26 protein-coding genes are annotated in these 26,251 nt (G+C 42.6%); 5 read left to right on the top strand and 21 right to left on the bottom strand.

Annotated elements, in window-relative coordinates:
* From HMPREF0556_RS13690 to HMPREF0556_RS13680, 12 genes are all read right to left on the bottom strand, one after another.
* Entirely contained in the window at window positions 1-411 is a 411-nt protein-coding gene (locus HMPREF0556_RS13690) for a sulfite exporter TauE/SafE family protein (RefSeq protein ID WP_003757668.1), read from the bottom strand.
* A gap of 17 nt (window positions 412-428) precedes the next feature.
* Window positions 429-776 carry a TSUP family transporter gene (locus HMPREF0556_RS13685; RefSeq protein ID WP_003757666.1) on the bottom strand — a complete coding sequence of 116 codons (348 nt, stop codon included), beginning with the start codon at window positions 774-776 and terminating at the stop codon, window positions 429-431.
* Window positions 776-2,242, bottom strand: coding sequence for a sulfatase (locus tag HMPREF0556_RS08610; RefSeq protein ID WP_003757664.1), 1,467 nt, complete (start codon window positions 2,240-2,242; stop codon window positions 776-778). Before HMPREF0556_RS08610 ends, HMPREF0556_RS13685 begins: the two co-directional genes overlap by 1 nt.
* A 1-nt stretch (window position 2,243) precedes the next feature.
* The gene (locus HMPREF0556_RS08605; protein ID WP_003757662.1) at window positions 2,244-3,356 is read right to left on the bottom strand and encodes a radical SAM/SPASM domain-containing protein; all 1,113 of its coding nucleotides are present in this window, start codon (window positions 3,354-3,356) and stop codon (window positions 2,244-2,246) included.
* A gap of 19 nt (window positions 3,357-3,375) precedes the next feature.
* Entirely contained in the window at window positions 3,376-3,561 is a 186-nt protein-coding gene (locus HMPREF0556_RS13600) for a hypothetical protein (RefSeq protein ID WP_003757660.1), read from the bottom strand.
* Window positions 3,562-3,572: 11 nt separating this feature from the next.
* Window positions 3,573-4,781, bottom strand: a complete 1,209-nt coding sequence (locus HMPREF0556_RS08600) for a PTS transporter subunit EIIC (protein WP_003757658.1) — start codon at window positions 4,779-4,781, stop codon at window positions 3,573-3,575.
* Between the two features lie 201 nt (window positions 4,782-4,982).
* Entirely contained in the window at window positions 4,983-6,314 is a 1,332-nt protein-coding gene (locus HMPREF0556_RS08595; protein WP_003757656.1) for a GntP family permease, read from the bottom strand.
* 16 nt (window positions 6,315-6,330) lie between these two features.
* Window positions 6,331-7,332: a sugar kinase gene (locus HMPREF0556_RS08590; RefSeq protein WP_003757654.1), complete on the bottom strand. Its 1,002-nt coding sequence runs from the start codon at window positions 7,330-7,332 to the stop codon at window positions 6,331-6,333.
* A 17-nt stretch (window positions 7,333-7,349) separates the two neighbouring features.
* Complete coding sequence (gene dagF, locus HMPREF0556_RS08585) at window positions 7,350-8,090, bottom strand: 2-dehydro-3-deoxy-phosphogluconate aldolase (RefSeq protein ID WP_003757652.1); 741 nt, start codon at window positions 8,088-8,090, stop codon at window positions 7,350-7,352.
* On the bottom strand, window positions 8,090-9,205 hold the full coding sequence (locus HMPREF0556_RS08580; protein WP_003757650.1) for a DgaE family pyridoxal phosphate-dependent ammonia lyase: 1,116 nt from the start codon (window positions 9,203-9,205) through the stop codon (window positions 8,090-8,092). The genes dagF and HMPREF0556_RS08580 overlap by 1 nt, the downstream gene beginning before the upstream one ends.
* Window positions 9,195-10,298 carry an amidohydrolase/deacetylase family metallohydrolase gene (locus HMPREF0556_RS08575; protein WP_040486683.1) on the bottom strand — a complete coding sequence of 368 codons (1,104 nt, stop codon included), beginning with the start codon at window positions 10,296-10,298 and terminating at the stop codon, window positions 9,195-9,197. The genes HMPREF0556_RS08580 and HMPREF0556_RS08575 overlap by 11 nt, the downstream gene beginning before the upstream one ends.
* A gap of 65 nt (window positions 10,299-10,363) precedes the next feature.
* Window positions 10,364-11,065 carry a GntR family transcriptional regulator gene (locus HMPREF0556_RS13680; protein ID WP_003757646.1) on the bottom strand — a complete coding sequence of 234 codons (702 nt, stop codon included), beginning with the start codon at window positions 11,063-11,065 and terminating at the stop codon, window positions 10,364-10,366.
* Between the two features lie 149 nt (window positions 11,066-11,214).
* On the opposite strand from HMPREF0556_RS13680, the gene HMPREF0556_RS08565 reads away from it, so the two are divergent.
* Both HMPREF0556_RS08565 and HMPREF0556_RS08560 read left to right on the top strand, forming a co-directional pair.
* Entirely contained in the window at window positions 11,215-12,147 is a 933-nt protein-coding gene (locus tag HMPREF0556_RS08565; RefSeq protein ID WP_003757644.1) for a DMT family transporter, read from the top strand.
* Window positions 12,148-12,296: 149 nt separating this feature from the next.
* Window positions 12,297-13,820, top strand: a complete 1,524-nt coding sequence (locus tag HMPREF0556_RS08560; protein ID WP_040486682.1) for an AMP-binding protein — start codon at window positions 12,297-12,299, stop codon at window positions 13,818-13,820.
* Window positions 13,821-13,961: 141 nt separating this feature from the next.
* On the opposite strand, the gene HMPREF0556_RS13585 is transcribed toward HMPREF0556_RS08560, so the two are convergent.
* Window positions 13,962-14,348, bottom strand: a complete 387-nt coding sequence (locus tag HMPREF0556_RS13585) for a 3D domain-containing protein (RefSeq protein ID WP_003757640.1) — start codon at window positions 14,346-14,348, stop codon at window positions 13,962-13,964.
* Window positions 14,349-14,599: 251 nt separating this feature from the next.
* Here HMPREF0556_RS13585 and HMPREF0556_RS08550 point away from each other — a divergent pair, with 251 nt between their 5' ends.
* From HMPREF0556_RS08550 to HMPREF0556_RS08540, 3 genes are all read left to right on the top strand, one after another.
* Complete coding sequence (locus HMPREF0556_RS08550; protein ID WP_036103244.1) at window positions 14,600-14,992, top strand: DUF4064 domain-containing protein; 393 nt, start codon at window positions 14,600-14,602, stop codon at window positions 14,990-14,992.
* A gap of 215 nt (window positions 14,993-15,207) precedes the next feature.
* A complete protein-coding gene (locus tag HMPREF0556_RS08545) occupies window positions 15,208-16,074 on the top strand; it encodes an LptM family lipoprotein (protein WP_003757636.1) in 867 nt (288 codons plus the stop codon).
* A gap of 135 nt (window positions 16,075-16,209) precedes the next feature.
* A complete protein-coding gene (locus HMPREF0556_RS08540; RefSeq protein WP_003757635.1) occupies window positions 16,210-17,577 on the top strand; it encodes an amino acid permease in 1,368 nt (455 codons plus the stop codon).
* Between the two features lie 40 nt (window positions 17,578-17,617).
* On the opposite strand, the gene HMPREF0556_RS08535 is transcribed toward HMPREF0556_RS08540, so the two are convergent.
* From HMPREF0556_RS08535 to HMPREF0556_RS08500, 8 genes are all read right to left on the bottom strand, one after another.
* Window positions 17,618-19,378, bottom strand: a complete 1,761-nt coding sequence (locus HMPREF0556_RS08535) for an oligopeptide ABC transporter substrate-binding protein (protein ID WP_003757633.1) — start codon at window positions 19,376-19,378, stop codon at window positions 17,618-17,620.
* Window positions 19,379-19,396: 18 nt separating this feature from the next.
* On the bottom strand, window positions 19,397-20,299 hold the full coding sequence (locus HMPREF0556_RS08530) for an ABC transporter permease (RefSeq protein ID WP_003757632.1): 903 nt from the start codon (window positions 20,297-20,299) through the stop codon (window positions 19,397-19,399).
* Window positions 20,300-20,318: 19 nt separating this feature from the next.
* On the bottom strand, window positions 20,319-21,287 hold the full coding sequence (opp4B, locus tag HMPREF0556_RS08525; protein WP_003757628.1) for an oligopeptide ABC transporter permease: 969 nt from the start codon (window positions 21,285-21,287) through the stop codon (window positions 20,319-20,321).
* Window positions 21,287-22,228: an ABC transporter ATP-binding protein gene (locus HMPREF0556_RS08520; protein WP_003757625.1), complete on the bottom strand. Its 942-nt coding sequence runs from the start codon at window positions 22,226-22,228 to the stop codon at window positions 21,287-21,289. Before HMPREF0556_RS08520 ends, opp4B begins: the two co-directional genes overlap by 1 nt.
* A complete protein-coding gene (locus tag HMPREF0556_RS08515) occupies window positions 22,229-23,236 on the bottom strand; it encodes an ABC transporter ATP-binding protein (RefSeq protein WP_003757622.1) in 1,008 nt (335 codons plus the stop codon).
* Window positions 23,237-23,592: 356 nt separating this feature from the next.
* Window positions 23,593-24,318, bottom strand: a complete 726-nt coding sequence (locus HMPREF0556_RS08510) for a DUF981 family protein (protein WP_003757620.1) — start codon at window positions 24,316-24,318, stop codon at window positions 23,593-23,595.
* Window positions 24,319-24,618: 300 nt separating this feature from the next.
* On the bottom strand, window positions 24,619-24,870 hold the full coding sequence (locus HMPREF0556_RS08505; RefSeq protein ID WP_003757618.1) for a hypothetical protein: 252 nt from the start codon (window positions 24,868-24,870) through the stop codon (window positions 24,619-24,621).
* A gap of 14 nt (window positions 24,871-24,884) precedes the next feature.
* A complete protein-coding gene (locus tag HMPREF0556_RS08500; RefSeq protein WP_003757616.1) occupies window positions 24,885-26,189 on the bottom strand; it encodes a PTS sugar transporter subunit IIC in 1,305 nt (434 codons plus the stop codon).
* Window positions 26,190-26,251 lie beyond the last annotated feature (62 nt).

Genomic DNA, 26,251 nt, shown 5'->3' with positions numbered 1-26,251 from the left:
TTATTTAGTGAGTAGATTGAAGCTATTTAGAAAAATAACACCGATTATCATCCATTGATAGACGAGTACTACTTTCTTTTCACTCCAGATCCCGCTTAGCTTGGCACCGAAATAACCGCCGCATATGGCTGCCGGAATAATAACAGCCAAATAGCTTAGGTCAAAGCTGGCAAAACCTTCCGAAATCGCGATACCTGCTAGTTTGGAAAACTGTGAAAAGAAAATCGTGATAATCGAATAAACTGCCGCCGCTTTGATCGGCAGCCGAAAGCAGAACATCAGAAGTGCTACATTGATTGGTCCGCCACCGATTCCTAAAAAAGAAGCGAGACCCCCTAGCAAGAAACCGACCGCCAAAACCCAGCCGCTACTTTTTAAATGAATAGATTGCCAATTAAATCTACTGTACAAAAACGCATATCCTAATGTTAGGATAGTGACAATGATCTGGATATGCGCACCATGTTATCCTCCATATGGCTGGCAAGTAACAACTCCAGCAGTTTCCCACCAGCCAATCCGCCGAGAATCGATCCCAAGGAAATATAGATAGCCAACCTTGCTTGAAGTGCCATTCCGTTTCGCCACTGTTTTATAGTAGAAACAATAGCCATTGTCAGCACTGCCGCCGAGGCGTAAAACGATATTTCCGCTACGGAATGGATACCGATCAAATCAAACAGCGGCTTGATCAGTACCCCTCCGCCCATCCCTGATAAAGCACCGAGCATATTAGCAATGAGTATGATCCCAAAATACAAGAAATAACTGCTCACTATTCTGCTAATCCCAAGCGGACGAATTCTTCCGGCGGTGCATCTACTTTCTGCATCGCCGCGATCAATTTCCGGCACATCGTTTTCTCTAATGCATTGTCGCTGATGGGATGTGCTTGTTGTGGATCCTGTTTCATATCAAATAGCAAATGTCCAAAAGGATAGGTATCAAAGTGATTTTCCATTGGGATCCGAAGTACAGGGGCGCCATTTGTAAAACGTGTTCCCGCAGTCAACTCTATTTGATCCAACGCTTCCTGTTTAATGAAGCCGCGCATTTGTGCAGTGCTTAATGTGTAGCTGGCAAGCGGCTGATTATCCGGATAGGTGGAACTTCTCATGTATAGATAGCGGCAGTCAAAAATATTCACTTGCCCACCATTTGTTCCAAACAGGATCGTTTCATGTTGCTTTTGTTGTTCTTTTAACACTGGCAATAGTGACTTTCCATCCCGGGGAAGCGAATCTGGCACCTTAAAATAGTCCAGCAGTGTCGGTGGGATATCGATTGTCTGGCATAGTGCTTCGACCCGTTCTTCCGGTATCGTTTGATCAGGAACATGGATAAAAAATGGTAGATGAATCACTTCCTCATACATAGGCGGAAAATTTTTACCCAGCCAATCATGCTCGCCTAGCAGAAAGCCATGATCTGTATTGATAATAATCAACGTGTCGTCCCACATCTTATGGGTATCAAAGAAGTCCAGGATCTTCCCTAACTGGGTATCGCACATCGATACTAAAGCTGCATATTCTAGGCGCAGATCATCGATTCCTTCCGGCGTATCGTCTAAGTGCTGATATGCCGGCCAGTAAGGTACTTCTTCGCTTGCTTTATCTGTGTAGATAGCCCGATATTTTTCCGGCACATAAAATGGCTCATGCGGATCAAAACATTCGATCTGTAAAAACCAATCCTCCTTGTCATGATGCTGCGTCAGAAAATCAAGCCCAGCCTGAATCGTCCGTACTGTTGGCATTTCTTCTTCCTTTACTTGTCGCGTACGGTTCGCATAATGCTGTGTAACAGAGATTCCTTTCTTATTCAACGGATGTTCGTTCTGATTGGCCGAGGCCTGCGATCGTGGGACATAGCGGTCGCCTTCCTGACCGCGAAAACCTTCCCATGTCGAATATCGATTATGATACGTTGCACCTCCGTCCTCAAAATAATGCGAATGATCTGTTACCAAGTGCGTATAAATACCATGTGCCTGGAGCTTTTCAAAAATTGAGCCGTCAAAAGACTTTAACGGTCCCCAGCCACGATGTAGAAAATTATATTTTCCAGTATGCAGCTCTCTTCTCGCTGGCATACAAGGCATGCTTCCCCCATAAAATTGATCAAACGTCGTGCATTTTTCCCGTAGTCTTTCAAAATTAGGTGCTTCGACCCAATGATTCCCGTAATTGGGCAAAAAATCTTTCGACAATGTATCGAACATTATCATCACTGCACGCATCTCATCGACTCCTTTCTTCTTTTCTTGCTAATTGCTTTAACGTTTCGGCACATTCGCGCAAAAATGCTTGATACCCACAAAATGTGTCGCATTCGTTCACATACATTACCTGCTTCATCCGCTTACAGCCACCATTGCAGGATGCTTGAAATTCGCAGTTCCGACAATAATCGCTTTGTTGTTTAGCTGTTTGCAGAAAACAAGCGGCTGTCCGCCCAGCAAATAATTCACGCAAAGTGTGTTCTTGGATATTTCCTAAGCAGTAAGCATCCGTCGCATAAAAGTCGCAGGGATACACGCTTCCATCCGCTTCAATGACATATTGGATATTACAATTTCCCAGCATTCCACATGCTCCTATCAATCCTTTTCCATATAGATTCCCGACATCATCAAACAATTTGATGCTGATATAATGCCCTTGCTGATACTCCCGTAGCCAATAGCGGAACAGCTGTGTATAAAAAGAAGCAAAGTACTCAGGAGTGAGCGCAAAAGCAGATCTTTCCTCCGCTTCCAAGTCATCTAAGCATGGAATGAACTGGACGTAGCGGATTTGATTTTTTCGCAGAAATTCAAATACTTTTTTAGGATGTCTAGCTGTTTGATTGGTTAAAACCGTTAGAATATTATAGTCGACTTTATATTTATCCAGCAGTGCTTTGGTGCGGATCACACGTTTATACGTACCTTGCTGCTTGGCATCGACGCGATTCAAGTCATGAAATTCTTTGTCCATATCGATCGATAACCCTACAAGGAAATGATGCCGGCGGAAAAATTCGCACCATTTCTCTGTAATGATCGAGCCATTGGTCTGAATGGCATAATGTATCGTTACCTTTTTATCCTTCGCCGCTGCATAGGCAACAAATCGTTCAAAATAGTCCAGACCGGCAAGGGTCGGCTCCCCGCCCTGGAAAACAATACGTAAATGATCGTTTTCATCCAGATCGATAAAAATCTGATCGAGCATGGTTTTCATCACTTCCGGTTTCATTTTCCCAAACGATCTTACTTCCCTAGAATTCACGACATCCGCATAAAAACAGTATTTGCAGCGTAAATTACAAAGCGAAGAAGCTGGCTTTATCATCACAGAGATTTGCTTCATAGTCTCATCCTTTCATTGCTCAAGCAGCATTCGGCTTATCTTTCCAGAATAATAAAGTCAGCGCTAATGCAACCAGAAACGCAACTACGATACCGATCACAGCACCAAGCATCCCGCTATCCATAACGCCGTTATTGATATAATTGGGTAATGCAAAGATCCCCATACCACCTTGCAGATATGCTTTTGATCCAAGCGCCCCCATAATACCGCCACTTACACCGGCACCACAAATGTAAAAATGAATGGCCACTTATTCGGCAAAGTCACTCCGTAGATGGCGGGTTCGGAAATACCGAAGATCCCCGTTGCAAAGCAAGGTACACATAATGATTTCAGTTTCTGATTTTTAGTCTTGAGAAAGACACCTAGTACAGCGCCGATCGTTGCAAAGGGAGTTCCAAGCATAAGGGCAATGACAGGATCGTAACCGAATTGGCTAAGATTTATCAACGCGATCGGAATCAAGCCCCAATGTAGCCCGAACATCACGAATACTTGCCAGAAGCAGCCAATCAGCAAACCGGGGATGATCGGATTGATGTCGTATGCTCCTTTGATGACCATGCCGACAAAATCACCCAGCCAAGTCGCGATTGGACCAATCACTGCAAAGGTAAGCGGAATAACGATCAGTAATGTGAAGAAAGGCACTAAAAAGGCACTAACGATAGGATGAATCACCCTTTGCAGCCATTTTTCGATTTTTGCACCGAAATAGACCGCTACAATGATTGGAATAACGGATTGTGCATAATTCATCAGCAGGACGGGAATACCGAAAATTTCCATATGGATCGGTGTTTCAAAGATCGTATGCTTGAAAAGCACATAGAGCGGCTTCCCATTTTGGACCAAGCCTACAATACTCGGATAGATGAGGGAAGCGCCTGTGATGATCCCTAGCAATGGACTAAAGCCGAATTTTTTACTAGCCGTATAGCCTAAGATAACGGGGAAAAAGTAAAAAAAGGTATCGCCGATCGCCCACAAAAGAGTATATAGGCTGGATGTATTGGTCGTGGCTCCGACCGCAACAAGCAATGCTGCCAATCCTTTTATCATCCCCGACGCAGCCAGTGCTCCTAATGCCGGCGTGAAAATCCCGGAAATGACATCGATCAATTTGTCAAAGAGTTTCTCTTTTTTGTCGCTTTTTACAGCTGTTTCTTCCCCCTGCAAGCCGCTTGCTTCCAAAACAAATGGATAGACTTGCGCCACATGAGTGCCGATCACTACTTGATATTGTCCTGCACTTTGCATGACCGTGACGACATCCTCACGGTTTTTCAATTCTTCCGTGGCAGCTAAGGTCTCGTCTTTCAATTTGAACCGGAGCCTTGTTGCACAATGTACGACACTAATAATATTCTGTTTTCCGCCCACTTTTTCTACAATTATTTTTGCTAATTCTTGGTAAGTCATTTTTCTCCTCCTTGATGTTGGTTTTGTTTAGTGGCCAATAAACAAAAAAACCTAAGAAATAGACAAACTTCGCTAATGACGAAGTTTTCCATTTCTTAGGTTATGCTAACTTAATGTTACACCCGAAAGAAAACGTTTTCAATATTATTTATCATAGCCGCTTTCAAAGTCAATACTAAATTTCAACTCGGTTTCATGCTACTATACAAAGATGTCCACGATCAGCACAATGATAAAGACAACAAATGAAAGCAACGTTTCTAGTACTGTCCATGTCTTGAAAGTTTCTTTGACAGATAATCCTAAGTACTCTTTCACCAGCCAGAAACCACCGTCATTGACATGGGAAAGCATCAGCGATCCGGCTCCTGTCGCGATAACTAGCAAGGACATGTTGACCCCTGTCATATTCTCTACGATCGGCGCCACGATTCCTGCAGCTGTAGTCAAGGCTACCGTTGCTGATCCAGTTGCCACACGGATCAATCCAGCAATGACGAAGCTCATGACGATTGGCGATAAGTGCATATGCACGGCTAGATTCGCGATCGCATCTGCTACGCCTGCATCTGTCAGCACTTGTTTAAATGCTCCGCCAGCACCAATGATCAAGATGATCGAAGCGAGCGGCTTCATGCTCTCTTCTGTCAGGTCTTTGATCAATTTTCCTGATGCACCTAGTCGATGTCCCAAGAAAAAGTATGCCGCAAATACGGAAATAAGTAGTGCAACAAGCGGACTTCCGATGAAGGAAAGGACTTGATTGACTACTTTCGGCATGCTGATAAAGTTTTCCAACATCGATAGTAGCATCAAAATGATCGGTAAAAAGATGATCAAAAAAGAAATCGGCACGGAAGGCAGTTTATCTCGGTTCAACTGCACATCCGGGCGGATCAACTCTGGTTCGTTTTCTGGTATTATCCGTTTGCTGATATATTTCGCAAATAATGGCCCGGCAATGATCCCAGCTGGCAAAGCGAAACAAAGTGCATATAATAATACCGGTCCGACTTCTGCGTGATAAATACCAATGGCTGTCATGGCACCGGGGTGCGGCGGCAAAATGCCGTGAACGATCGATAGTCCGGCTAATACCGGTAATCCCAACAGCAAAATATTCTTTTTAACAGTTTTTTGGATCGAGAGAACGATCGGTAGCAAGATAACTAATCCGACTTCAAAAAAGACCGGTATCCCGATGATCAGTCCGGAAAAGAACATCGACCAAGGCAGACGTTTCGTCCCGAATTTTTTGACAAAAAAGTGCGCGATCTGCATACCGGCACCTGATGTCGACATCATTTTCCCAAGGATCGTCCCTAATGCCAAGATCCCGACAAGATGTCCCAGTACACCTCCAACGCCAGTTTCAAAGGAAGTTGTGATTTTTGCCCAATCCATGCCGGCAAAAATCGCTAAAAATAAGGTTGCTACTGATAAACTGATATATGCGTGCCATTTCCACCAGGAAACCCCTAAGATAACAATCCCGATTGCTATCACGGTAATAATCAATAAATAGATATCCATCTTCTCTCCTCCGTTCTTAGCGGATCAGTTCTTGGTGTGTTTCTTCCAAATAACGATAGACTGCTTCCAGCGACATCAAAGGTACGTCGCCTTCCGTAGTATGCGCCAAGATCGCATTCGCAACAGCAAACTTGAGCGTTTCCGCTGTCCCCAGTTGTTTAATATCGCCATAAATGATGCCGGCTGCAAAAGCATCCCCAGCTCCGATCCGGTCTAATGTTTTGACTTCCTTGCGCGTGCTTCTCTGCAGTTCTTCGCCTGCTATAAAGCCTAGCAAGTAATGTTTCCCGTCTTCATACGTTCGCTCTGTTCCTATCAGTGCTTCGATTTGATAACGCTTTCTAAAAACTTGGATCGTTTCCTCGAAATTATCTGCGCCAACTTCGCCTTGCTCCATCTCCAAAAGCTCAAACAGATCTCTTTTCCCGCCGAAAACAATGTCGCTATTTGCGAGCAGCGCTTCATACCGTTCTTTGATTTCCGCCGTTGTTTTATCTTTGTTAAGGCTCGGCCGGTAATTGAAATCGAAATATACTTTTTTATGTTGTTTTTTTGCTTCCGCTGCTAATCGAATAGCGGTTTCGTAAGTCGCTTCATTCAGCAAAGCCGTAATGCCGCATATGTGGACAAGATCAACGGCACGAACGGCTTCTACAATGGGATAATCGGCTGTCTCTGCTTTGCAAAAGGCGCTTTCCGAACGATTTTGATATGTCACCATGCTCGGCCGTTCTCCAAATCCCATTTCGACAAAATAGCTGCCAATAAATTCGCCTTTATAATGGATGAATTTATCGGAAATGCCATATTTATTGATCTGCGACCGCGCCATTGTCCCAATGCGATTGGCTGGAAGCGCGGTAAGCAGATACGTGTCAATCCCAAATGCGCCCAGACTCGCCAGCAAGTTGACGCCTGTGCCGGTGATCTGGTAAGTCAATTGGTTCGTTTGTTCCAATAATTGTTTGCCGGGTGGTGTATAGCGGATATTCGCCTCACCATAAGATAAGATCTTCATCTTTTTTCACTCCTAGCTTACTTCACGATTTCCTTGCAAATGCGGTATAATTCTGCCACATCGGTTGCTCGCGTATTGCCAGTTTCCGAATCAATGATCGAGCTGTAGACATGTGGAATGATTTTTTTCACGCCAGCGTCATAAGCAATGCGAACGATTTCTTCAAAGTTATCCAAATCGATTCCGCCTGTAGGCTCTAATGCAAAATCGTTTTCTGCGCATGCTCGTGCTACAGCTTTGAACTCTTCGATGTGTGCCAGCCCTTTCATCGGGAAATATTTGATGGAACTCGCACCTAGATCTTTTAATAGTGCGATCGCTGTTTCGACAGGTACTTCGGCGGGTTCTGCTTGGCTGCTGAGCGGTCCGGTGGCGATGTTTACGATACCCACTTTACCAGTCGGTGATACGAGCGCATTGACGAATGTTTCCGTTTGACCAAGCAAGGCGCGGGATGCACTTGCACCAGTAAAAACTTGATTGACATGCTGCGGCTGCAATTTTGCCGATACGCGTGTCACCATCTCACTTTGATTCGGATCCCCAGCGCCGAGACCAACAGAAAGCGCATTATCGGTCGCTGCGATATATTCTTTCATGTCTTCGATCGCGGCTTCATCGGTATCATAATTTTTCGTAAGGACGCCAAGCACAACATGTCCTTCCGCAGCTTCATAGCATTCTTTCGCATTTTCTACGGAGTTTGCTAATACATTCAAACAAATTCGGTCATTTAAAAAATTTGGTGTTTTTTGCATTACTTATTCCCACTTTCCATACTATTTTTTAGTCTTTCCGCGATTTTTTGTAGTTCTATATCGGTTACTGCCCGAATATCAAATTCGATAATGCCGTTATTGGCACGATATTCCCTTGTATAGACGGCTGGGCTCGTTTTTTTCAACTGCTCGATCAGCGGACGTGCTGCGGCTGGATCATCCGTCGTAACGGCGGCACGATAGATATCGCGTCCTGCTCCGTCCTGGACGATTTCAGCTGACAAGCCCTCCAATTGGTTGACAGCCTCCACGAATGGCGCTAAACGCTTCTGCATGGATTCGCCTGACTCTGTTCCTTCTTTTAAGTACTGTTCGATTGCTGCCGTGAAGCCGATGATATTTTCTTTGCCGATTTTCATCGCTCTGCCGATGCCCTTGCCTTGTTCACGTACCCAACTAACCGGGATCTTTTTGCCGATCACAAGTCCTGATGACGGCCCTTCGATCGCTTTTGCACCACTATAGATGACTAGATCTGCTCCTAAGCGGTAATATTTTTCAAGCTCTTCTTCTGCTGCAGCATCAACGATCAGCGGCAATTGGTATTTTTTCGCGATCTGCGCCATTTCTTCGACTGAAAGCATACTTTTTTGAACGGTATGATGACTTTTGATATAAAGCAGTGCGGCCGTTTGTTCAGTGATCATCGCTTCGACGTGATCCGGCGCACACATATTCGCATAGCCGGCTTCTGTTACTTTACCGCCGCCAAGTTCTACCATTACTTCTACCGCTGTGCCGTAATCTACATTATGCCCTTTTGGAAGAATGATCTCCCGGCGTGTGATCCGCTCGGTGTAAGGGTGGTAGGTATGATAAGCATCACCTTTGCCAATAACTCCAGCGACTGATTGAGCAATTCCTGCTGAGGCGCTGGAAACAACGATCGCGTCTTCTGCTCCTACTAAATCGGCAATATAAGCACCTGTTTTTTTGACGAGATCGCTCATTTCAAAAAAGCTTTGTCCTGCCAGTTTCTGTAGTTCGGCTACATGATCGGAAATTTTTGATACGCCTAAAATCGTCATTTTTCCAGAAGCATTGATTACTTCTTTTAATTGATATTTATCATAGATTGCTTCTTTAGATGTCATAAATGGCCCCCCCAATAATTGCTGTTGTTGGTTTTATAAGTTGGTTGATCGTTCTTGTGTTCCCGTTGGAATCAACGAGTTCTTTGGAACCGCTTCCCACATTAAAAATCGTAATGTCAGCGTCGGCGCCTTTTTTCAATTCCCCTTTCCCCTTCAGTTTAAAACTTGCTGCTGGATGGGAAGTTACCATAGGAATGATTTCTGCCAGCGAATAGCCGACTGCTAATAATTTTTCCAATGTCGTCGCCATATCATATACTGGCCCGCTTTCGCGATTGCGGTGATATAAGTCTGTACTGATCGTATATGGTGTAATATGTTCTGCTTTCGCTGCTTCGGCGACATCAAAATTGAAACTATCTGTACCATGACCGACATCGAAAATGATACCTTTCTCGTATGCTTCTTTTGCAAAATTTTTGATGCTGTGATTTTCCTTGTCGAAAATCCCGTTGGCTTTGCCATTAAAGCAATGTGTCACGATATCACCTTGTTCCAATTCTGCCAGGATGGTTTCTAATGTCGGCGGGTTTGAACCGATGTGGACCATAAGCGGCAAATCGACTTGCTGCTGGATCTTCTTTGCTTCCTCTAACGGCAAAATATCATTATCACCAACGACGGTCTTACTCATCCGTGCTTTCAAACCAACAATAAATGCTGGAAACGCTTTAACTTTCTCACGCACCAATTCAGCTTGGATATTGCGCATGTCCGATAATTCATCCTGCCGTACGATCCCTGTTTTAGAAATATTGATCATCGCAAAAACATTCGTTTTCACATCTTTCAATAACTGATGAAAACGATCCATGTTTTCTGCACCCGTAGAACCCGCATCAATGATCGTTGTCACGCCAGCTTTATAACCTTGTTCATCCGGCGAATCATAGTAAAGATCCATTTCTTCATAGCAATGAACATGATCATCGATCCAGCCTGCACTCACATAACTATCGCCATGTAGATCGATCACACGCTGCGCTTCTACTTCCAGATTGCTGCCGATCTCAGCGATTTTATCTGCTTGAATGGCAATATCAATGGTTTCTCGAGAAGGCGTACGTCCATTTTTTATCAAAATATCATACATCGTCATCCCTTCTTTCTCGTACATGATAACATTATAATGTTATCATGTAAAGAAAAAGCTTATCGTTAAACTTCATAGTGAATGCGATAAGCGTGAAGGTCGGTATTATAAAGGCCTAGCGAATATTCAATGATTTGTCCCGCTTCATTATATGAAAAACGGCGGCGTTCTAGCAAATGCGATGTTGCCGTCTTCAGAATTTCTTGTTCAGCTGCTGTCAACAGCTTGACATCGAATTCATCTTCAAAACGCGCGACTGTTTGACCATTTTCCTTCATTAATTGATAGAGCGATAATTGATCAAGCTGGGATTCGTTGATGCCATGATAAATATCGGCAAGGTAATGGGTATAGTAGATGAATGGTGCTCCGTCCAAATAATAGAGCCGCTTCACTTCTGTGACATTTCCTTGGAAAGCAACGCCCAGATCCGCGATTTCTTGTTTTTTCAGCGAGCGGATCGTTAAAATTTTCTTATCGACTTCCAGCCCTTCATCCGTCAAGATCGTAGAAAACGATTGGGCCTTCGCAAGTTTATTGAAAAGCCGGTTGCTGATGACTTTTGTACCGATCGCCCGCTGCTTTTCTAAATAGCCTTCCGAAACTAATAATTCGATTGCTTTACGGATCGTGATCTTGCTGACTTCGAACATCGCTTCTAATTCGTTTTCTGTTGGTATAAAGGAATCTACTGGGTATTTTCCTGTTAAAATATCTTTTTTGATTGCTTCGGAGATTGTTTGGTAAAGAATTGTTGTTTTTTTCATTCTGTTCTCCTTTCCGCGTCATTAGTCTATTATTTCCATAATTTGCCCAAAAATGCAATAGGGATCTTTTTTACAGACAAGTAATTAGACAAGCCGTTCATTCTATTGTACCATTTGAAGGATATCTATTTTGAAAGGACGATTATTTTATGATTGCACTCTTACTTATTGCCGGCTTGCTAGTCGGAATGATGCTGCCTGTTCAGACATCCGTAAACAATCACTTAGGCAAATTCACCCGCTCTCCGCTATTGGCATCCTTTATCTCTTTTTCCGTCGGTGCTTTATTTCTACTTATTATCAACATAATCATCAATCCTGCGAAACTGACTTTTTCACAAGTCTCCGGTCATTATCCTCCTTATATCTGGTTTTTAGGAGGGCTCTGCGGAATTATCTTTTTAACAGGAAATATTTTACTTTTACCGCGGCTTGGCGCTGCGATGACTGTTGTTACAACTGTGACTGGTCAAATGGTGATGAGCATCCTGATCGACTGGTTCGGTTTTTTTCATGCTCCCATTCACGGGATCTCGCTTGGCAGGATGATAGGCGTCATACTGATGCTCTTTGGGATTCTGTTGATGAACTATCTGCCGCGGGCAAAACGAAAAATCCAGACAACTGGTTCTTCTAAATGGTGGTTGATTGCCGGGTTTGGTTCTGGGTTATTGCCACCGATCCAAACTGCTGTAAACAGTCAGTTGCGCACAGCTGTCGATTCCTTTTTCCTAGCTTCCTTGATCTCTTTCGTAGTGGGTGTCATCATTTTAGCGCTTGTCGTAGCAATCTTCGTCCGCCGTTTTACTTTTTCAAAACGTAAGGATACAGGCGAAGAACTTCCATTATGGGCGTTTATCGGCGGCTTCCTCGGTGTAGCCTATGTGACAGCTAATATCGTGCTGATGCCGTATTTGGGCGTTGCACTTACGATCATGATCCTGCTTTGCGGACAAATGGTCATGGCGCTTTTGATCGATCATTTTGGGATGTTTTCGATTCCGAAGCAGCAGATCGATAATAAACGGATCATTGGGATCTTATTTATTATTGTCGGAATCATACTGGTTCATAGTTTTTAATTATTTTCTTATCGGCCCATCTTAAGTTACTCCTAAATATAATAGAAGTAACTTTTTTTCAAATTCACTTGTGAACTTATTAACATCTTCTAGACAATACCGCTGTAAATGCTATAATTAGTTCATAAACGAACAGAGGAGAAATGAAAATGTTCCATAAATATAAACCCCTTAATCTTTTCAGTAATTTTGCAGAAGCGGCAGAACGCTTTCCGCAAAGCCCCATGTATTTTGATGAAGTTTTACCCGCCTTCCCAGAGCTGCAGCTAGAAACGAACTACTTGGATTGTAAACAAGCGGTCATCCGCCGTGCTAGACAATTGAACGAAATGGGTGTTCAAAAAGAAGAAAAAGTCGTTATTTTCAAATCGGCTAAATTCGATACCTATCTCTTAGCAGTTGCTGTTTCTTATCTCGGCGCAGTACCGATCATGATTTCTCCTCATTTCCCCGCCGAAACAATGGATATCTTAGTTGGCCGGTTAGACGATCCATGGTTGATCAGTGATTCCCACACTGCTACTAAATGTAGCGAGCTGAAAAATCTTTCTGCTGACAAATTGATCGCATTGTCCGAGCTTCTGGAAGTCACCAGCCAAAAGCCATGCCAACAAGTTTTCCTTCCGAAAGATATGATTTCTTATATGACGCATACATCTGGCACGACTGGTGTTCCCAAATTGATTGCTCACTCGGCTAATTCGATGGGCTGGCGCACAAAATTGCAAAAAAATGTGCTTAGCTGGATCGATAAAAAAGGCTTAGTCGCTTTCCACATTTCACCCGTCCATTCCCGCTACAACATTGGCATATCTTCGCTCATGATAAAAGGCTTTCCGCTCCTTGCGATCGCAAATCCTTCTTTAGATAATGTGGAACAGACCTTATTGAAATATAAGCCGAAAGCGTTGGAAACACACCCAAATCATTTTGTACAATGGGCCTCTTTGGCAAAACGCAAACCAGAAGTATTTGCCAGCTTGAAATATTATCACTCTACTTTTGATGCGATCAATAAAGAAACAATGTCCGCTTTTCTACACTGTTCTTCTTATAAACATCCCGTCTTTCTGCAAATTTATGGACAAAGCGAATGCGGTCCGATGATCATTCGCCCGCATACCAAACGTTCGCTAAGGAAGACGAATGCACGCGCAATGGGTCTAGGCATGCCAAATCTGACAAAAGCACGAATCGTCGATACTGATGGAAATGTTGTCCCAGCCGGTACAAGTGGCAATATCCAATTGCTTTCTAAAGGACGCGCACTTACTTATTTCAAAGAAGACGCCCGCTTCCAAGAAAATGTGTACGGCAAATGGTGGGATAGCGGCGATTATGGTATGAAAGACCGCTTTGGTATTTTGTACTTGCAAGACCGTCAAGTCGATTTGGTAGAAAACATTGAAAGTACACTTGCGATCGAGGACAAACTGCTTGATGAACTGGATTTTCTAGAAGAAGTCGTGATCATTCGCGGAAAAGAGGGAAGCCCGCAGCCGATCCTTGCTACCCGAGAAGGAATGGAAATGAATTGGGACGCGTGGTTTGAGAAAATATCTGACTTACCGCACCTGAATCAGCCGATCTTGATGAGATCTGAAGAGATTCCGCGCACAGCGACCATGAAAGTACAGCGCCTACGCTTGGAAAAAGAACTAACAGAAGCTTAATAAATCGAAAAAAGAAGCCGAGTGTTGTGATGGCTTCTTTTTTCATTTTCCATAAAAAAAGACAGCCACAAAACGCGTGACTGTCAACTACAAAATAAATGAGTTAGTAAACTTTACCCGTTTATTTGGTTCGTTAATCTATTATTTGTATACTTTTATTTTTACTTTTTTACGTCCCCATTTTTTCGCTTTCGCTACGGTCTTCATGTGGACATCGATTTTCTTTCCTTTGATCGCGCCGCCAGTATCACCAGCCACAGCATAGCCATAACCTGGGATATAAACTTTGCTTCCAAGACGAATAACTTTAGGATCTACGGCAATTACACGTGGATGTTTTTTTAAGTTGATACCTTTTGAAGTAATGTGACCCATTCCTTTTTGTTTGTAGGAATAAGCACTAGCATTGACAGTGATCGTTTTTGCTTTCTTCGGTTTCGCATCTACATTTACGGAGTGAGGAACTACTAATGCTAATCCCAACACGACTATACATAATAACCCAACTAGACCTTTTTTAAAATTCAATATCGTTACCTGCCTTTTTTTATTTTACGTTTCGTATAAGATTTTTTAATCTTACCATTTAAATATTGCGGCAAGGTTACGAAACGAAAGCAATTTGACGACTTTATTTGTGCAGGACCACACATTTTGTAACAAAACTAAATAAAAACCTCGTTTTCCGGTGTTATTCCACGAAATTGTTCACAAAATCTCCACATTTGCTACATGTTTTTTATGCTATACTCAAAAAAGGGAAAAAAGGAGGAAATGAAATGAATCCACGCAAACCAGAGTTTATTTTAACACTTATTGGAGGAATCACAGGTATCATTGCTGCTATTACTGGCATGATCGGAGCAAGTGCTTCTAAAATGATCGGTAATTCAACTGACATGCAAAGCAGTTTGGAAATGTCTAGCAGTGATATCCAACAATTCGATTCTATCGGTAGTAAGCTGATGATTTTAGCTGTTATTGCTTTGATCGTTGCAATCATCTTATTTGTACTTTCTTTTCAGATCAAGAAGAATGCAAAAATGTTCGGTATCATCATTTTAATTCTTAGTGTCGCAGGATTTTTCTTACTGCAATTTTTATGGATCGTTCCTGGTGTTTTAGGAATCATTGCCGGGATTTTATGCCTAGCGCGTAAAGTTACACTTTAACTTTCATGGTCACCCTCCTAATATATGGGTAGGGTGATTTTTTATGCCCACTATTCCTAATTTCAAAGAAAATAGAAATATTTTTGTTTTTTATGTAAAAATATTGTAATATATGGTATCATCATTCTTGTAAGCTTTTTGCTTTCTTAAAAATAAAATATCGTTTTCTATGCGTTATTTTCATCATAAATATCTACCCCCTAGGAGGGATTACTTTGAAAAAATCACTATTTTTCTTGATTTTCATCATTTCCATTGTACTCCTTGCTAGTTGTTCTCAAAAAAATGATACCCCCGCTACATCTGATTCATCGAGTAGCAAACAAGAAAAACAGGATAAGCAAACAACTAGTAAAAAAGACAAGGAGAAATCTCAGCCAGCTCGCGCGACAGGCGACAAAGAGAAGGCTGAACCAAAAGTCAAGGAAGATACGAAAGCTCCTGCTCAAGATGACAAGCCCTTAACAGAATCACAAGTTATCGAAGCAGTAAAAGGTCAAGTGGATGCTGCCATCTCACTGCCACAAGTAGTACCGCTTTTAAAAGAAGGCAATCATCTTACTGCAAAGACTAGCGGCGATTTCAACAATTATACGGTCACATTCTTTGAGAGTGCTCAGCCGATTCCAATCAATAATAAGAAATTGAATGATCCTAAAGCTGCGCTAAAAAACAGCGTTGTACTGAAAAAAACTTACGCTTCCATTGATAAAGCGCAGGCGGCTATCAATTTTGAAAATTACAGCAATACCGGGAGCAATCCTGTTAATCTAGGTTCTGGTATCCAAGGTTATTCGGATGCCGGTGCAGGTCAAAAATATTTGTCCTGGAATGAAGGCAGATGGGCTATCTCCGTCCATTCTTCTACGATCGATGCAGAAGCAAATCTGGCACTTGCACGAAAAACCGTTGCTTTATTGAATAAACTGACATTGCCGATACCACATCAATTCGGTAGCATTATTTTCAATCTCAATGAAGATGACCATAATATTATGTGGCAAGAAGGAACCGTGGTCTATTCGATTTCCGGAAAAGAACCAATCAAGATTTTACAAGAAGCTTTGCATTTTGATAAATGATCGAAAAGCTGTGACGATTCTCATTGTCACAGCTTTTTCATGTTTTCGTTTAATTTCGACGAATTCTGTATGATATAATTGATTTCTAAACAGCTTTTGTCGAACTTAAAAATGGATTAAAGGGGTTTTTACAGAATGCAACCAAATAAGACACTCGCAAGGAATCTAAAAAATCGGCACATCCAACTTATTGCTATCGGTGGCGCGATCGGAACGGGATTATTTTTAGGTTCAGGAAGAGCTATCCATCTTGCTGGTCCATCGATTTTATTTGCCTACTTGATCACGGGGATCATCTGCTTTTTGATTATGAGAGCATTAGGCGAACTATTGTTATCTAACACAGAATATCACTCTTTCGTGGAATTTGTTCATGACTATTTAGGCAAAGGAGCAGCATTCGTAACGGGCTGGACCTATTGGTTCTGCTGGATCTGTATCGCTATGGCAGACCTTACGGCAGTTGGGCTTTATATTTCTTTCTGGTTTCCAAGCGTACCTCAATGGATTCCTGGATTGATCGCGTTGCTTATTCTTTTGATCATGAACCTGGCAACGGTCAAGCTCTTTGGAGAAATGGAATTCTGGTTTGCGTTGATCAAGATCATTGCGATCTTGGCATTGATCGCAACGGGGATCGTTTTGATCGTCTTGCACTATCCTACTAGTACCGGACATGTGGCGATCAGCAACTTATATAGTCATGGCGGCTTCTTTCCGAATGGGTTTCATGGTTTTGCACTCTCTTTCCAAATGGTCGTTTTCGCCTTTGTTGGGATCGAACTGGTTGGTCTGACTGCTGGGGAAACAGAAAATCCGGAAAAAACACTGCCAAAAGCGATCAATAATATCCCGCTACGGATCTTGATTTTCTATATTGGCTCGTTGTTTGTAATTATGAGCGTCTATCCTTGGAATAAAATCAGCATTTCAGAAAGTCCGTTTGTTCAGGTATTTACTACTGTCGGCGTTATCGCAGCGGCGGGCATCGTCAATTTTATCGTTCTTACTTCTGCCGCTTCAGCTTGCAACAGTGCTGTATTCAGTACCAGCCGTATGGTTTATTCGCTGGCGATGGAAAAAAACGCCCCGCAGACGCTTAGCAAGATCAATAAACGTCATGTACCGTCACGGGCATTATATTTTTCTGTTACCGTCATCTTTATTGTTATCGCGTTGAATTACTTGATTCCAAGTGCGGAAACAGTCTTTACATTGATATCCAGTATTTCAACCGTCTGTTTCTTGTACATATGGGCCGTGATCGTGATCTGTCATTATAAATATCGCAAAACAATGGCACCGGGAGCGAAGAAACACCGTTTTAAATTACCGTTTTTCCCGATTTCCAATATCGTGATCTTGGTATTTTTAGCAGCCATTCTGGTCGTGCTAGCATTCTCGGCGGAAACAAGGTTAGCGCTCTTTATCACACCTGCGTGGTTTATCTTACTGCTTGTGGTTTATACGTTTGTAAAGAAACGAAATCAATCCGTTAAATAGAAAAAGTCCTCCAAGGCTGTTGCTTTGGAGGACTTTTTCTTTATTTTGCTGCTTTATCAGTAACGTACATTTCTTGATACGTATTGTAAACTTCTGGATCTAAGCTATAACCTTGAAGACGTTTGTTGACCGGATTGAGTGAATAACGGAAAAGCGTCGGTACAACTGGTGCATCTTTTACCATCAGTTCTTGCCATTTTTTGTAAACATCCGCACGATAAGCCGTATCGAAGGCTTTTTCAGATTGACCTTCTGCCAGTAGTTTGTCATTTTCTTTACTTACATATCGGCTATAGTTGAAAGCTGATGTGCGGCTGTAAAGTCCTGCTGGGTTAACGTCTGTGCCTGTTCCCCAAGCGCCTAAGTAAATGTCGATATCTTTGTCATCTTTTTCGATCCGATCATAGAAGGAGTTGAATTCCATCAAGCGGCCGTCTGTCAATTCTACATGGATACCGATGTCTTTCCAGTTTTGGATGTAAAATTTAGCTAGCGGTTCAGCGATCTTGTCACCGGACATCGAAGCAAGATGGATAACAAGCGGTTTGCCGTCTGGAGTCAGTAGATAGCCATCTTTGTCTTTCTTCGTATAGCCAGCATCAGCTAGCAATTTCTTCGCTTTTTTAGGATCATAGGTGTAGCCTTTCAGATCTTTATCATAGAAAGAAGCGAAGTTCGGGATGATCAGGGAGTTAGCCGGAGTACGCAAACCTTTGTAGAGTGATTTACCTACTTCTGCATTGTTCATCGCATACGCCATAGCCTGACGAAGTTTCGGATCGGCCATTTTGGCATTTTTATCCATTACGTTCTCTTGTTTTTCTTTGTCATAATGTCCTAGCTTGAAACCTAGATAGCTGTAAGAAAGATCATTGTCCCCTAGGAAAGTGACATTGCTAGGTACTTTTTTAGGGTCATATTGTGCGGTCGGATACGAGAGCGCTAGATCATATTTCCCTTGCTTCAAGGATTCATTGATCGTATCTGGACTTGCGACAGACAAGTTCACGCCTGCTAATTTTGGTTTGCCAGCATAGTAATGTTCATTTGCCACAAATTTGACAGATTCGCCGGTAACCATTGATTTGATTTTAAATGGTCCATAGCCGACTGGGTTTTTACGAACGGGGTCAGAAGCGCTCATTTTTGCAACTGGGATGCCTTTAAATGCAGCTTTTTGGATCGGGTAAGACCATAAGCCGGCACGTAAGGTCGGATTGGCTGCTTTGTATGTGAGTTCGACAGTTTTATCGTCTACTTTTTTGATTCCCGAAATCTTATCTGCTTTACCTGCATGATAAGCATCCATGCCTTCGATCCCGCTAAAAGTATCATCATAACGAACGCCGTCATAATCTTTATTACCGATAACTTCAAATGCAAATATGTAGTCATCCGCTGTAACTGGTTTTCCATCTGACCATGCTAATTTATCATCGAGAGTAACGGTCACTTTTTTATTGTTGTCAGAGAATTTGATTTTCCCTGCCCCGTTATTGGCGATATTATAATCTTTATCTAAACCGAAAAGTGATGGATAAAAGAAACTTTCAATTTCTTGATCCGGAGTACCTTGTGTGAAGGCCGGGTTTAAGATCCCTTGGAACGGTGTATCGGATACGAGTGCTACATTAGCAACACCGTCCGCTTTTGCCTTCCCGTCTCCCTTAGTAGCTAATGGGAAGTCTTTCTTCACTTCTTTCGTTTTATCACTTGAGCCCGAGTTCCCGCCACAAGCTGCAAGTACAAGCAACACACCGATGATGATACTGATCAAACTGATTCTAGTTCTTTTTTTCATTCTATTCCCTCCAATTTTTTATGATTGTCTTTGACGAGCATCGGTCGCACGTTTAATGGATTGTCCGACAAAATTGATGCTCAGCATAAGCACTAATATTAATAAACAGGCCGGCAGCCACATCCACCAATAACTTTGAATGATATCGGGGTCCGTCGCATTGCTGACCAGTGTTCCTAAACTTGGGGTGCTGTCCGGTAGTCCAAAACCGAGATAACTTAATCCCGTTTCGATTCCGATATTTCCAGCTAGCGTCAGCGTAAAGTTGACAATTATCAGGGAGCTGAGGTTCGGCAATATCTGGAAAACGATGATCTTCCAATTTGCCGTTCCTAATGTCTTGGAAGCATTCACATAATCGGCTTGGCGCTCAGATAATACTTTGGCGCGGATCAGCCGGGTTTTTCCCACCCAGAGAAAGAGTGTCATGATCCCGATAAAAGCCCAGATGGAATAATTGGGAATGATCGTTACGACCACGATGATCATCATTAGCATCGGCAAAATATAAACAAAATCAACTAAACGCATGATCAAATTGTCTAATACCCCGCCGAAATAGCCAGAAATCAGTCCCAGAGTAAGTCCGATGATCGCGGAAAAAAGGGTAATGCAAAAGCCGATCGTAAAGGAATTGCGGGCGCCGATGATCAGCTGACCGAAAATATCGCGTCCTGCTGTATCCGTTCCTAACCAATGGGCGGAACTTGGCGCGCTTTGGAGTGCTAATAGATCGACATGTGTGACCGTATCTTGATTGACCACGAAGATCGAACCATAGATAACGACGATAAAAATAGCTAGAAAAACAAGCGAGATCATCGCCATTTTATCTTGAAAAACTTCCCTAATTAAGATCCGCATGCTCGAAGGAGCTTTCTGATTTTGTTCCAGTAATACTTCACTTTTTTCAATTTCCATCGTTTTCACTTCCTTTCTCTTAATCGACGCGGATTCGCGGATCGATCAAGCTGATGATAATATCGCTTAACAGTGTTCCCAGCAGTGTCAATAGCCCGGAGATCATCAATAATGCCGTGACGACCGGGAAATCACGCTGGGTGATGGAAGATAAGAACAGCTGACCTAGCCCTGGATAACTGAAGATCTGCTCGATAAAAATATTGCCGGCAATGACGCCTGTGATCTCTAAACCTAGAAAGGCAGCAATCGGCAGCATGGAATTGCGCAAAATATGCCGACGATAGACTTTGGATTCCGGAACGCCCTTGGATCGGGCTAGTTTTACAAAATCTTTCGGCTTCGTATCAATGATCTCATTGCGCAAAAACTGGATCGTCGTCGTCGTTTGCAGAAAGGCGATCGTAACGGCGGGCAGCAGCAAATGGTAGAACTTACTCATAAAATAGCCGAACGTTCCTTTCACTGCATCCGGTGAAACACTTCCGGATGTTGGGAAAAGATTCAGCACAAATCCGAAAACGAACAGCATCAGCAAAGCGAATACAAAGATCGGCATCGCGTAACTCAAATAGTTATAACCGACAACAAATTTGTCGATCGTCCGGTCTTGATACCGACCGCTCAATATCCCTAGTGGAATAGCGATCGCATAAGTAAGGATAAGACTGACAACGCCAAGCCAGAAAGTGTTCATGATCCGATCACCGATAATATTGACAACGGGAACCTGGTGACCGTATGATATTCCCAAATCCCCATGCAGCAACTGCAAGATCCAATGGTAATACTGGGTATACCACGGATCGTTCAATCCTAGCGACTGCCTGATCTCTTCCAGACGGGCAGCGCTTAAATGCGGGTTGCTGCCAATCATTCCAGATAACGCATCTCCCGGCATCAATTTTGCCAAGACGAAAATCAAGATACTCAAAATAAGTAACTGCGGCAGCATCACAATGATACGCCTTACAATAAATTTCCCCATTAGTAACCCCCTCCTTGCGGCAATGCAACATAATGCGACTCGCTGACTTGTTTTAGAGGATAAGGGAGCCCTTCCTGGTCAAAAAATTCACCTTGTCTTGTTTCAAACGCCTTTAAAGTGTTTTGCCGCAGCAAATGTTGCTGTTCTCGTTTTTTAGGATCGATATTTGGTATTGCGGCGATCAAACGTTGGGTATATATATGCTCAGGATGTTCGTAAACATCTTCCGCCACGCCCGACTCTACCAGACGGCCGCGGAACATGATCCCGATCTCATCACACATATGGCGCACGATTCCCAGATCATGACTAATAAATAAGTATGTAAGCTGGAATGTTTCTTGAATCTCTTTCATAAAGTTGAGTACTTGTGCTTGCACGGAAACATCCAGTGCGGAAACAGGTTCATCTGCAATGATCAGCTTCGGCTTCAACGTCAGGCTTCTGGCGATTCCGATCCGTTGACGCTGTCCACCTGAAAATTCATGCGGATATTTATAGATCACATTAGGATTCATTCCGACTTTTTCCAAAATATCCTGCACATAGAGCTGTTCTTCTTTTTTCGTCATTTTTTCGAAATTCCGCAGCGGTTCTGCAATGATATCGAGCACCCGTTTTTTGGGATTCAGTGAACTATAAGGATCTTGGAAGATCATTTGGATATCACGGCGCAATGGATGCCTGTTTTGATGCATCAACTGCTTTAGATCCTGTCCTTCAAACGAAATATCTCCGCTGGTCGATTTTGTCAGTCCTAAGATCGCCCGCCCAGTCGTGGACTTCCCGCAGCCGGATTCTCCGACCAGCCCATAGGTCTTACCTGCTTCGATATCGATCGACAAACCATCTACAGCTTTAACATGTCCGACCGTTCGCTTTAGAAGACCGCCGCGGATCGGGTAATGCACTTTCAGATCTTTTATTTGTAATAACGCCATTTAAAGTCCTTCTTTCTGTTCATTTTCCGTCCGAAAGTGAAAATGTTTCCAGCATGTACATCGTACGAAATGGCCTTCAGAAAGTTCATGCAATTCTGGATTTTCTTCATGGGCTTCGGCATCGATCCACGGGATCCGCGGGGCAAAACGACAATGCTTACGATCGATATCTTGCAAAGCTGGCACTACTCCTTCAATGACATGTAAGTTTGCTTCTTTTTCTGCCACTTGTGGCATGGAATTAAAAAGCGATCTCGTATATGGATGTTTCGGATCATCGAACAACTCTGCCACCGGGGCAAGCTCGACGATTTCTCCTGCATACATCACTGCAACGCGATCAGCCATTTCTGCTACTACACCTAAATCATGCGTAATCAAAATAATGCTGGAATCATATTCGATTTTGATCTGGCGCAGCAGCTCCAAGATCTGTGCTTGAATCGTTACGTCTAATGCAGTAGTCGGCTCATCCGCAATAATGACGGAGGGATTATTGATCATCGCGATCGAAATAACGATCCGTTGTCGCATACCGCCAGAAAGTTCATGCGGATAGCGTTTATATAACGCTTCCGGTTTATCAAAGCCTATCTTCCTAAGCAGATCACATACCGCTTGATACTTGGCTTTACTTGATTGATTACTATGATAATCCAAGTTTTCTTCAATTTGTTTTCCAACGGTCATCAAAGGATTGAGTGCTGTAAGCGGATCTTGAAAAATAATACTGATACCGGAACCGCGAATTTTATTCCATTCTCTATCAGAAAATTCAGTTATTTTTTCTTCATGAAAAAAAATATCCCCGCTGATGCGTGTATGGAGTGGGTCGTGTAATTTCATCAGCGCCAAAGCAAGCGCGCTTTTTCCACAACCTGATTCCCCTACAATCGCGATCGTTTCGTTGGGATAAATGTCAAGGCTCACGTTATCAACTGCTGCATAGTAGTTGTTATCGATCCGAAATGAAGTTGTTAAATTTCTAACTTCTAAAACTGCTCCCATTTATCATTACCTCTTCTCTTTATAGCGATCCATTATTTCGTTTGAAATATCTGAATATTACATAATAAAGATAAACCAATTACAATTAGTTGTCAATAGTTTTTCACGACATTAAAAAACGCCTATTTTTTGTAACCTCTTTCATAAAAATCGATATTTTTTGTAGTTTTTATTATATTTACTTGTATATTTTTGTAAAAACAGTTTCAGTAAGGAATTAAATATTTCTTTTAATTTATAAATAAAAAAACTACTTTGCCCACTATTTTTCTATAAAATATTTTTTATTACCTCACATATTCATGTTTTTTTAATCAAAAAAAGAACTTCCTTTATCGGAAGTTCTCGAAATTTCATTATTTCATTGTATGCACGATAAGTCCAATGTGGGTAAAGTAGTTCATGACACCGAATGCTACAAAGACAATCCCGGCAATAAGCCAAAGGATTCGGATCCATTTAACAAGCCCGGCAGACGGCTGCGGATTTAATATAAATGGAAATAGCGCAGCGCCAACTCCTGTGATCGCATATAGCAAAGAAATGAAACTAGCTTCTATAAATGGATAATTTGCTAACAGTCCCGAAATCGGTTCTTGAGGCGGTGCAGCGAATAGCTGAAAGCCGACACCTGCAAAGCCGATCGCAATCAGTGCTAGACCCATCGCGGCTCCGAAGTAAGACAGCGGTTTTAATAGATAGGGCAAATCGGTTGCTAACCGTTCGGAAATCGCTTTGGCGTCTCCTTCCTCTATTCCTGCTCTGCGATAAGCACTAACGCGCCTAAATAAGAGCACGGTGGCGCCAAGCAGTAAAACTCCAAATGCGAAGACTGGCTCACCGAAAATGATGTCATCGAATGGGAATCCGATTTTTGACAGCGGCCATGTGAGCGACATATGGGCGCCCGTTATCGTCAAAATAACCCCTAATATCCCAAAGCCTACTGCCCAGCCTTCTAAATGACTAGCTTTCCCCTTTTTGATGTGCGAACCAAATCGTAAAATCAGTAATAGTGCTACCCCTGTTGATACTGACATGATGGTGTTGTATACTGCCGTAACAGACCAATTAATAACCATTATCGACCCCTCCTTTTAATTTCGCTTACATCTTAAATATAGCAGTAACTTACTTATTGCGCTCGCTTTCTGCTTATAAAAAAGCCCTCTTCATCAGAGAGCTTTCAAACTAAAGAAAAACACTATTTTAATCATTTCCAGGCTATTCCTAGCTTGGCGAAAAATGATTAGATTCTAGGCAAAGTCGAGTACCGAAGCGGAGCGTACTTATGTACGTGAGCATCGGAACGCAGACTTTAACGACGAAGATGAGCGTTTTTCGTCAAGCTTAGCCCTCTTCATCAGAGAGCTTTTTCCATATCAGCGGCTGCTGAATTTCCTTCTAAAGGTGCCCGTCAACCAACTACCAATAAATGCTACCATAATAACTAATAGATAAGCATTGCCGATTACGAGCGCACTGAAGAATGCTCCCACCAGCAGAGCGACTAAGCTGACAATAAATACGAACCGAAAACGGATACGATAACTATTCGGCCATTTGTATAGAAAAATTTGAGCAGCGATAAATGAAATAATAAATAAGATTATCAACACGGTTTCATTTCCCATCGTCTTCCTCTCCTTTATGCTTCTTGTTCTGCTTCTCGCTGCGCTTCCAGTTCTAATTGTTGTTTCTCAAAGATTTTAAAGAACGGATAATAGATTGCAAGTGCGATACATAGATTGATGATCGCTAAGATCGCAGCTCCAATACTCCAGTTTGTACTCATCATCGCACCAAGCGGCCCGATCATGGTAAATGGCAGCTTGGCCATCATCATTGGGACAAGCCCTAAGATCGTTGCGATGTAAGAAATAATCGTCAAGACGATCGGTGTCAAAATGAAGGGAATAATCAAAATGGGATTCATCACGATCGGTGTACCAAATACGATCGGCTCATTGATATTGAAAATACCTGGAACGATCGTCAGCCGGCCCATCTGTTTTACGAACTTCACTTTTGATGTCAGGAACCAGATCGCAAGTGCGATCGTAGTTCCGGAACCACCGATTTGGACAAACCATTGTAGGAATTGTTCTGTAAATAAGTTTGGCAAGTGTGCCGCAGAACCGCTTTTTTCAAACGCATCCATATTTTCCAAAATAGCGGAATCCCACATCGGCCGAATAATTGGACCGAGAACTGCCTCGCCGTGGATACCGAATGACCAGAATAACTGGATCAAAAGAACAGTCAACAAGCCACCAAATAGGCTGTTTCCGACTAATAACTGCTTGAGCGGACTTACTAATAATGTGACGGTACTGTTAATGTCAAAATGCAGACCATAGCGGATGATCGCGAATAAAATAATAATGACAAATGTCGGGATCAATGCGGCAAAGGACTTGGATACAGCAGGAGGAACACTGCTCGGCATTTTGATCGTGATGTTTTTTTGAAGCAGAAAACGATAGATCTCAACGGAAATAATGGCAGTAACAATTGCTCCAAATAGGGAAGTAGAACTTAGATCGCCAATCGACAAATAGCGACCCGCATCGATCACTCCCTTTACATTATCCGTTACTTGGATAGGTACCACTACACTTATCAAAAAACCAAGCGTTGATAGCAATCCGGAACTGAGCGGATCTACTTTATAGGATTCTCCCAAAAAATGCCCAACACTGAATGCAGCATACAATGCCATTACACCAACGGTAAATCGAAACGGAATATCGAGGATTGGTCTGATCGGGGCGATCCACTCTTCATAACCATTGATCGGCAAATTAAGGAAAATAACGAACAAGGAGCCAACCACCGTAAGCGGCAATGTTGAGATCAAACCATTTCGGATAGCGACCAAATGTCTTTGCTTTCCGATTCTGTCAGCAACTGGTAGAAAATATCGCTCTAAAAAACTCATGATTCTGTGCATAATTATTTACTCCTTTTTTTAGAAATGTAAGTAAGCGCTTTTACAGTTGCATGATAACATTC

The organism is Listeria grayi DSM 20601 (genome assembly GCF_000148995.1).
Taxonomy (GTDB): Bacteria; Bacillota; Bacilli; order Lactobacillales; family Listeriaceae; genus Listeria; species Listeria grayi.
This window is presented reverse-complemented; position numbering and strand designations above follow the sequence as displayed.

Excerpts from the sequence above, each read along its gene's own strand:
- HMPREF0556_RS08535 (WP_003757633.1), bottom strand. The coding sequence starts at position 19,378 with ATGAAAAAAAGAACTAGAATCAGTTTGATCAGTATCATCATCGGTGTG.
- HMPREF0556_RS08575 (WP_040486683.1), bottom strand. The coding sequence starts at position 10,298 with ATGTATGATATTTTGATAAAAAATGGACGTACGCCTTCTCGAGAAACC.
- HMPREF0556_RS08590 (WP_003757654.1), bottom strand. The coding sequence starts at position 7,332 with ATGAAGATCTTATCTTATGGTGAGGCGAATATCCGCTATACACCACCC.
- HMPREF0556_RS08550 (WP_036103244.1), top strand. The coding sequence starts at position 14,600 with ATGAATCCACGCAAACCAGAGTTTATTTTAACACTTATTGGAGGAATC.
- HMPREF0556_RS08510 (WP_003757620.1), bottom strand. The coding sequence starts at position 24,318 with ATGGTTATTAATTGGTCTGTTACGGCAGTATACAACACCATCATGTCA.
- HMPREF0556_RS08505 (WP_003757618.1), bottom strand. The coding sequence starts at position 24,870 with ATGGGAAATGAAACCGTGTTGATAATCTTATTTATTATTTCATTTATC.
- HMPREF0556_RS08530 (WP_003757632.1), bottom strand. The coding sequence starts at position 20,299 with ATGGAAATTGAAAAAAGTGAAGTATTACTGGAACAAAATCAGAAAGCT.
- dagF (WP_003757652.1), bottom strand. The coding sequence starts at position 8,090 with ATGCAAAAAACACCAAATTTTTTAAATGACCGAATTTGTTTGAATGTA.
- HMPREF0556_RS08520 (WP_003757625.1), bottom strand. The coding sequence starts at position 22,228 with ATGGCGTTATTACAAATAAAAGATCTGAAAGTGCATTACCCGATCCGC.
- HMPREF0556_RS08515 (WP_003757622.1), bottom strand. The coding sequence starts at position 23,236 with ATGGGAGCAGTTTTAGAAGTTAGAAATTTAACAACTTCATTTCGGATC.
- HMPREF0556_RS08605 (WP_003757662.1), bottom strand. The coding sequence starts at position 3,356 with ATGAAGCAAATCTCTGTGATGATAAAGCCAGCTTCTTCGCTTTGTAAT.
- opp4B (WP_003757628.1), bottom strand. The coding sequence starts at position 21,287 with ATGGGGAAATTTATTGTAAGGCGTATCATTGTGATGCTGCCGCAGTTA.
- HMPREF0556_RS08500 (WP_003757616.1), bottom strand. The coding sequence starts at position 26,189 with ATGCACAGAATCATGAGTTTTTTAGAGCGATATTTTCTACCAGTTGCT.
- HMPREF0556_RS13680 (WP_003757646.1), bottom strand. The coding sequence starts at position 11,065 with ATGAAAAAAACAACAATTCTTTACCAAACAATCTCCGAAGCAATCAAA.
- HMPREF0556_RS08540 (WP_003757635.1), top strand. The coding sequence starts at position 16,210 with ATGCAACCAAATAAGACACTCGCAAGGAATCTAAAAAATCGGCACATC.
- HMPREF0556_RS08560 (WP_040486682.1), top strand. The coding sequence starts at position 12,297 with ATGTTCCATAAATATAAACCCCTTAATCTTTTCAGTAATTTTGCAGAA.
- HMPREF0556_RS08595 (WP_003757656.1), bottom strand. The coding sequence starts at position 6,314 with ATGGATATCTATTTATTGATTATTACCGTGATAGCAATCGGGATTGTT.
- HMPREF0556_RS08565 (WP_003757644.1), top strand. The coding sequence starts at position 11,215 with ATGATTGCACTCTTACTTATTGCCGGCTTGCTAGTCGGAATGATGCTG.
- HMPREF0556_RS08610 (WP_003757664.1), bottom strand. The coding sequence starts at position 2,242 with ATGCGTGCAGTGATGATAATGTTCGATACATTGTCGAAAGATTTTTTG.
- HMPREF0556_RS13600 (WP_003757660.1), bottom strand. The coding sequence starts at position 3,561 with ATGGGGGCGCTTGGATCAAAAGCATATCTGCAAGGTGGTATGGGGATC.
- HMPREF0556_RS08600 (WP_003757658.1), bottom strand. The coding sequence starts at position 4,781 with ATGACTTACCAAGAATTAGCAAAAATAATTGTAGAAAAAGTGGGCGGA.
- HMPREF0556_RS08580 (WP_003757650.1), bottom strand. The coding sequence starts at position 9,205 with ATGACATCTAAAGAAGCAATCTATGATAAATATCAATTAAAAGAAGTA.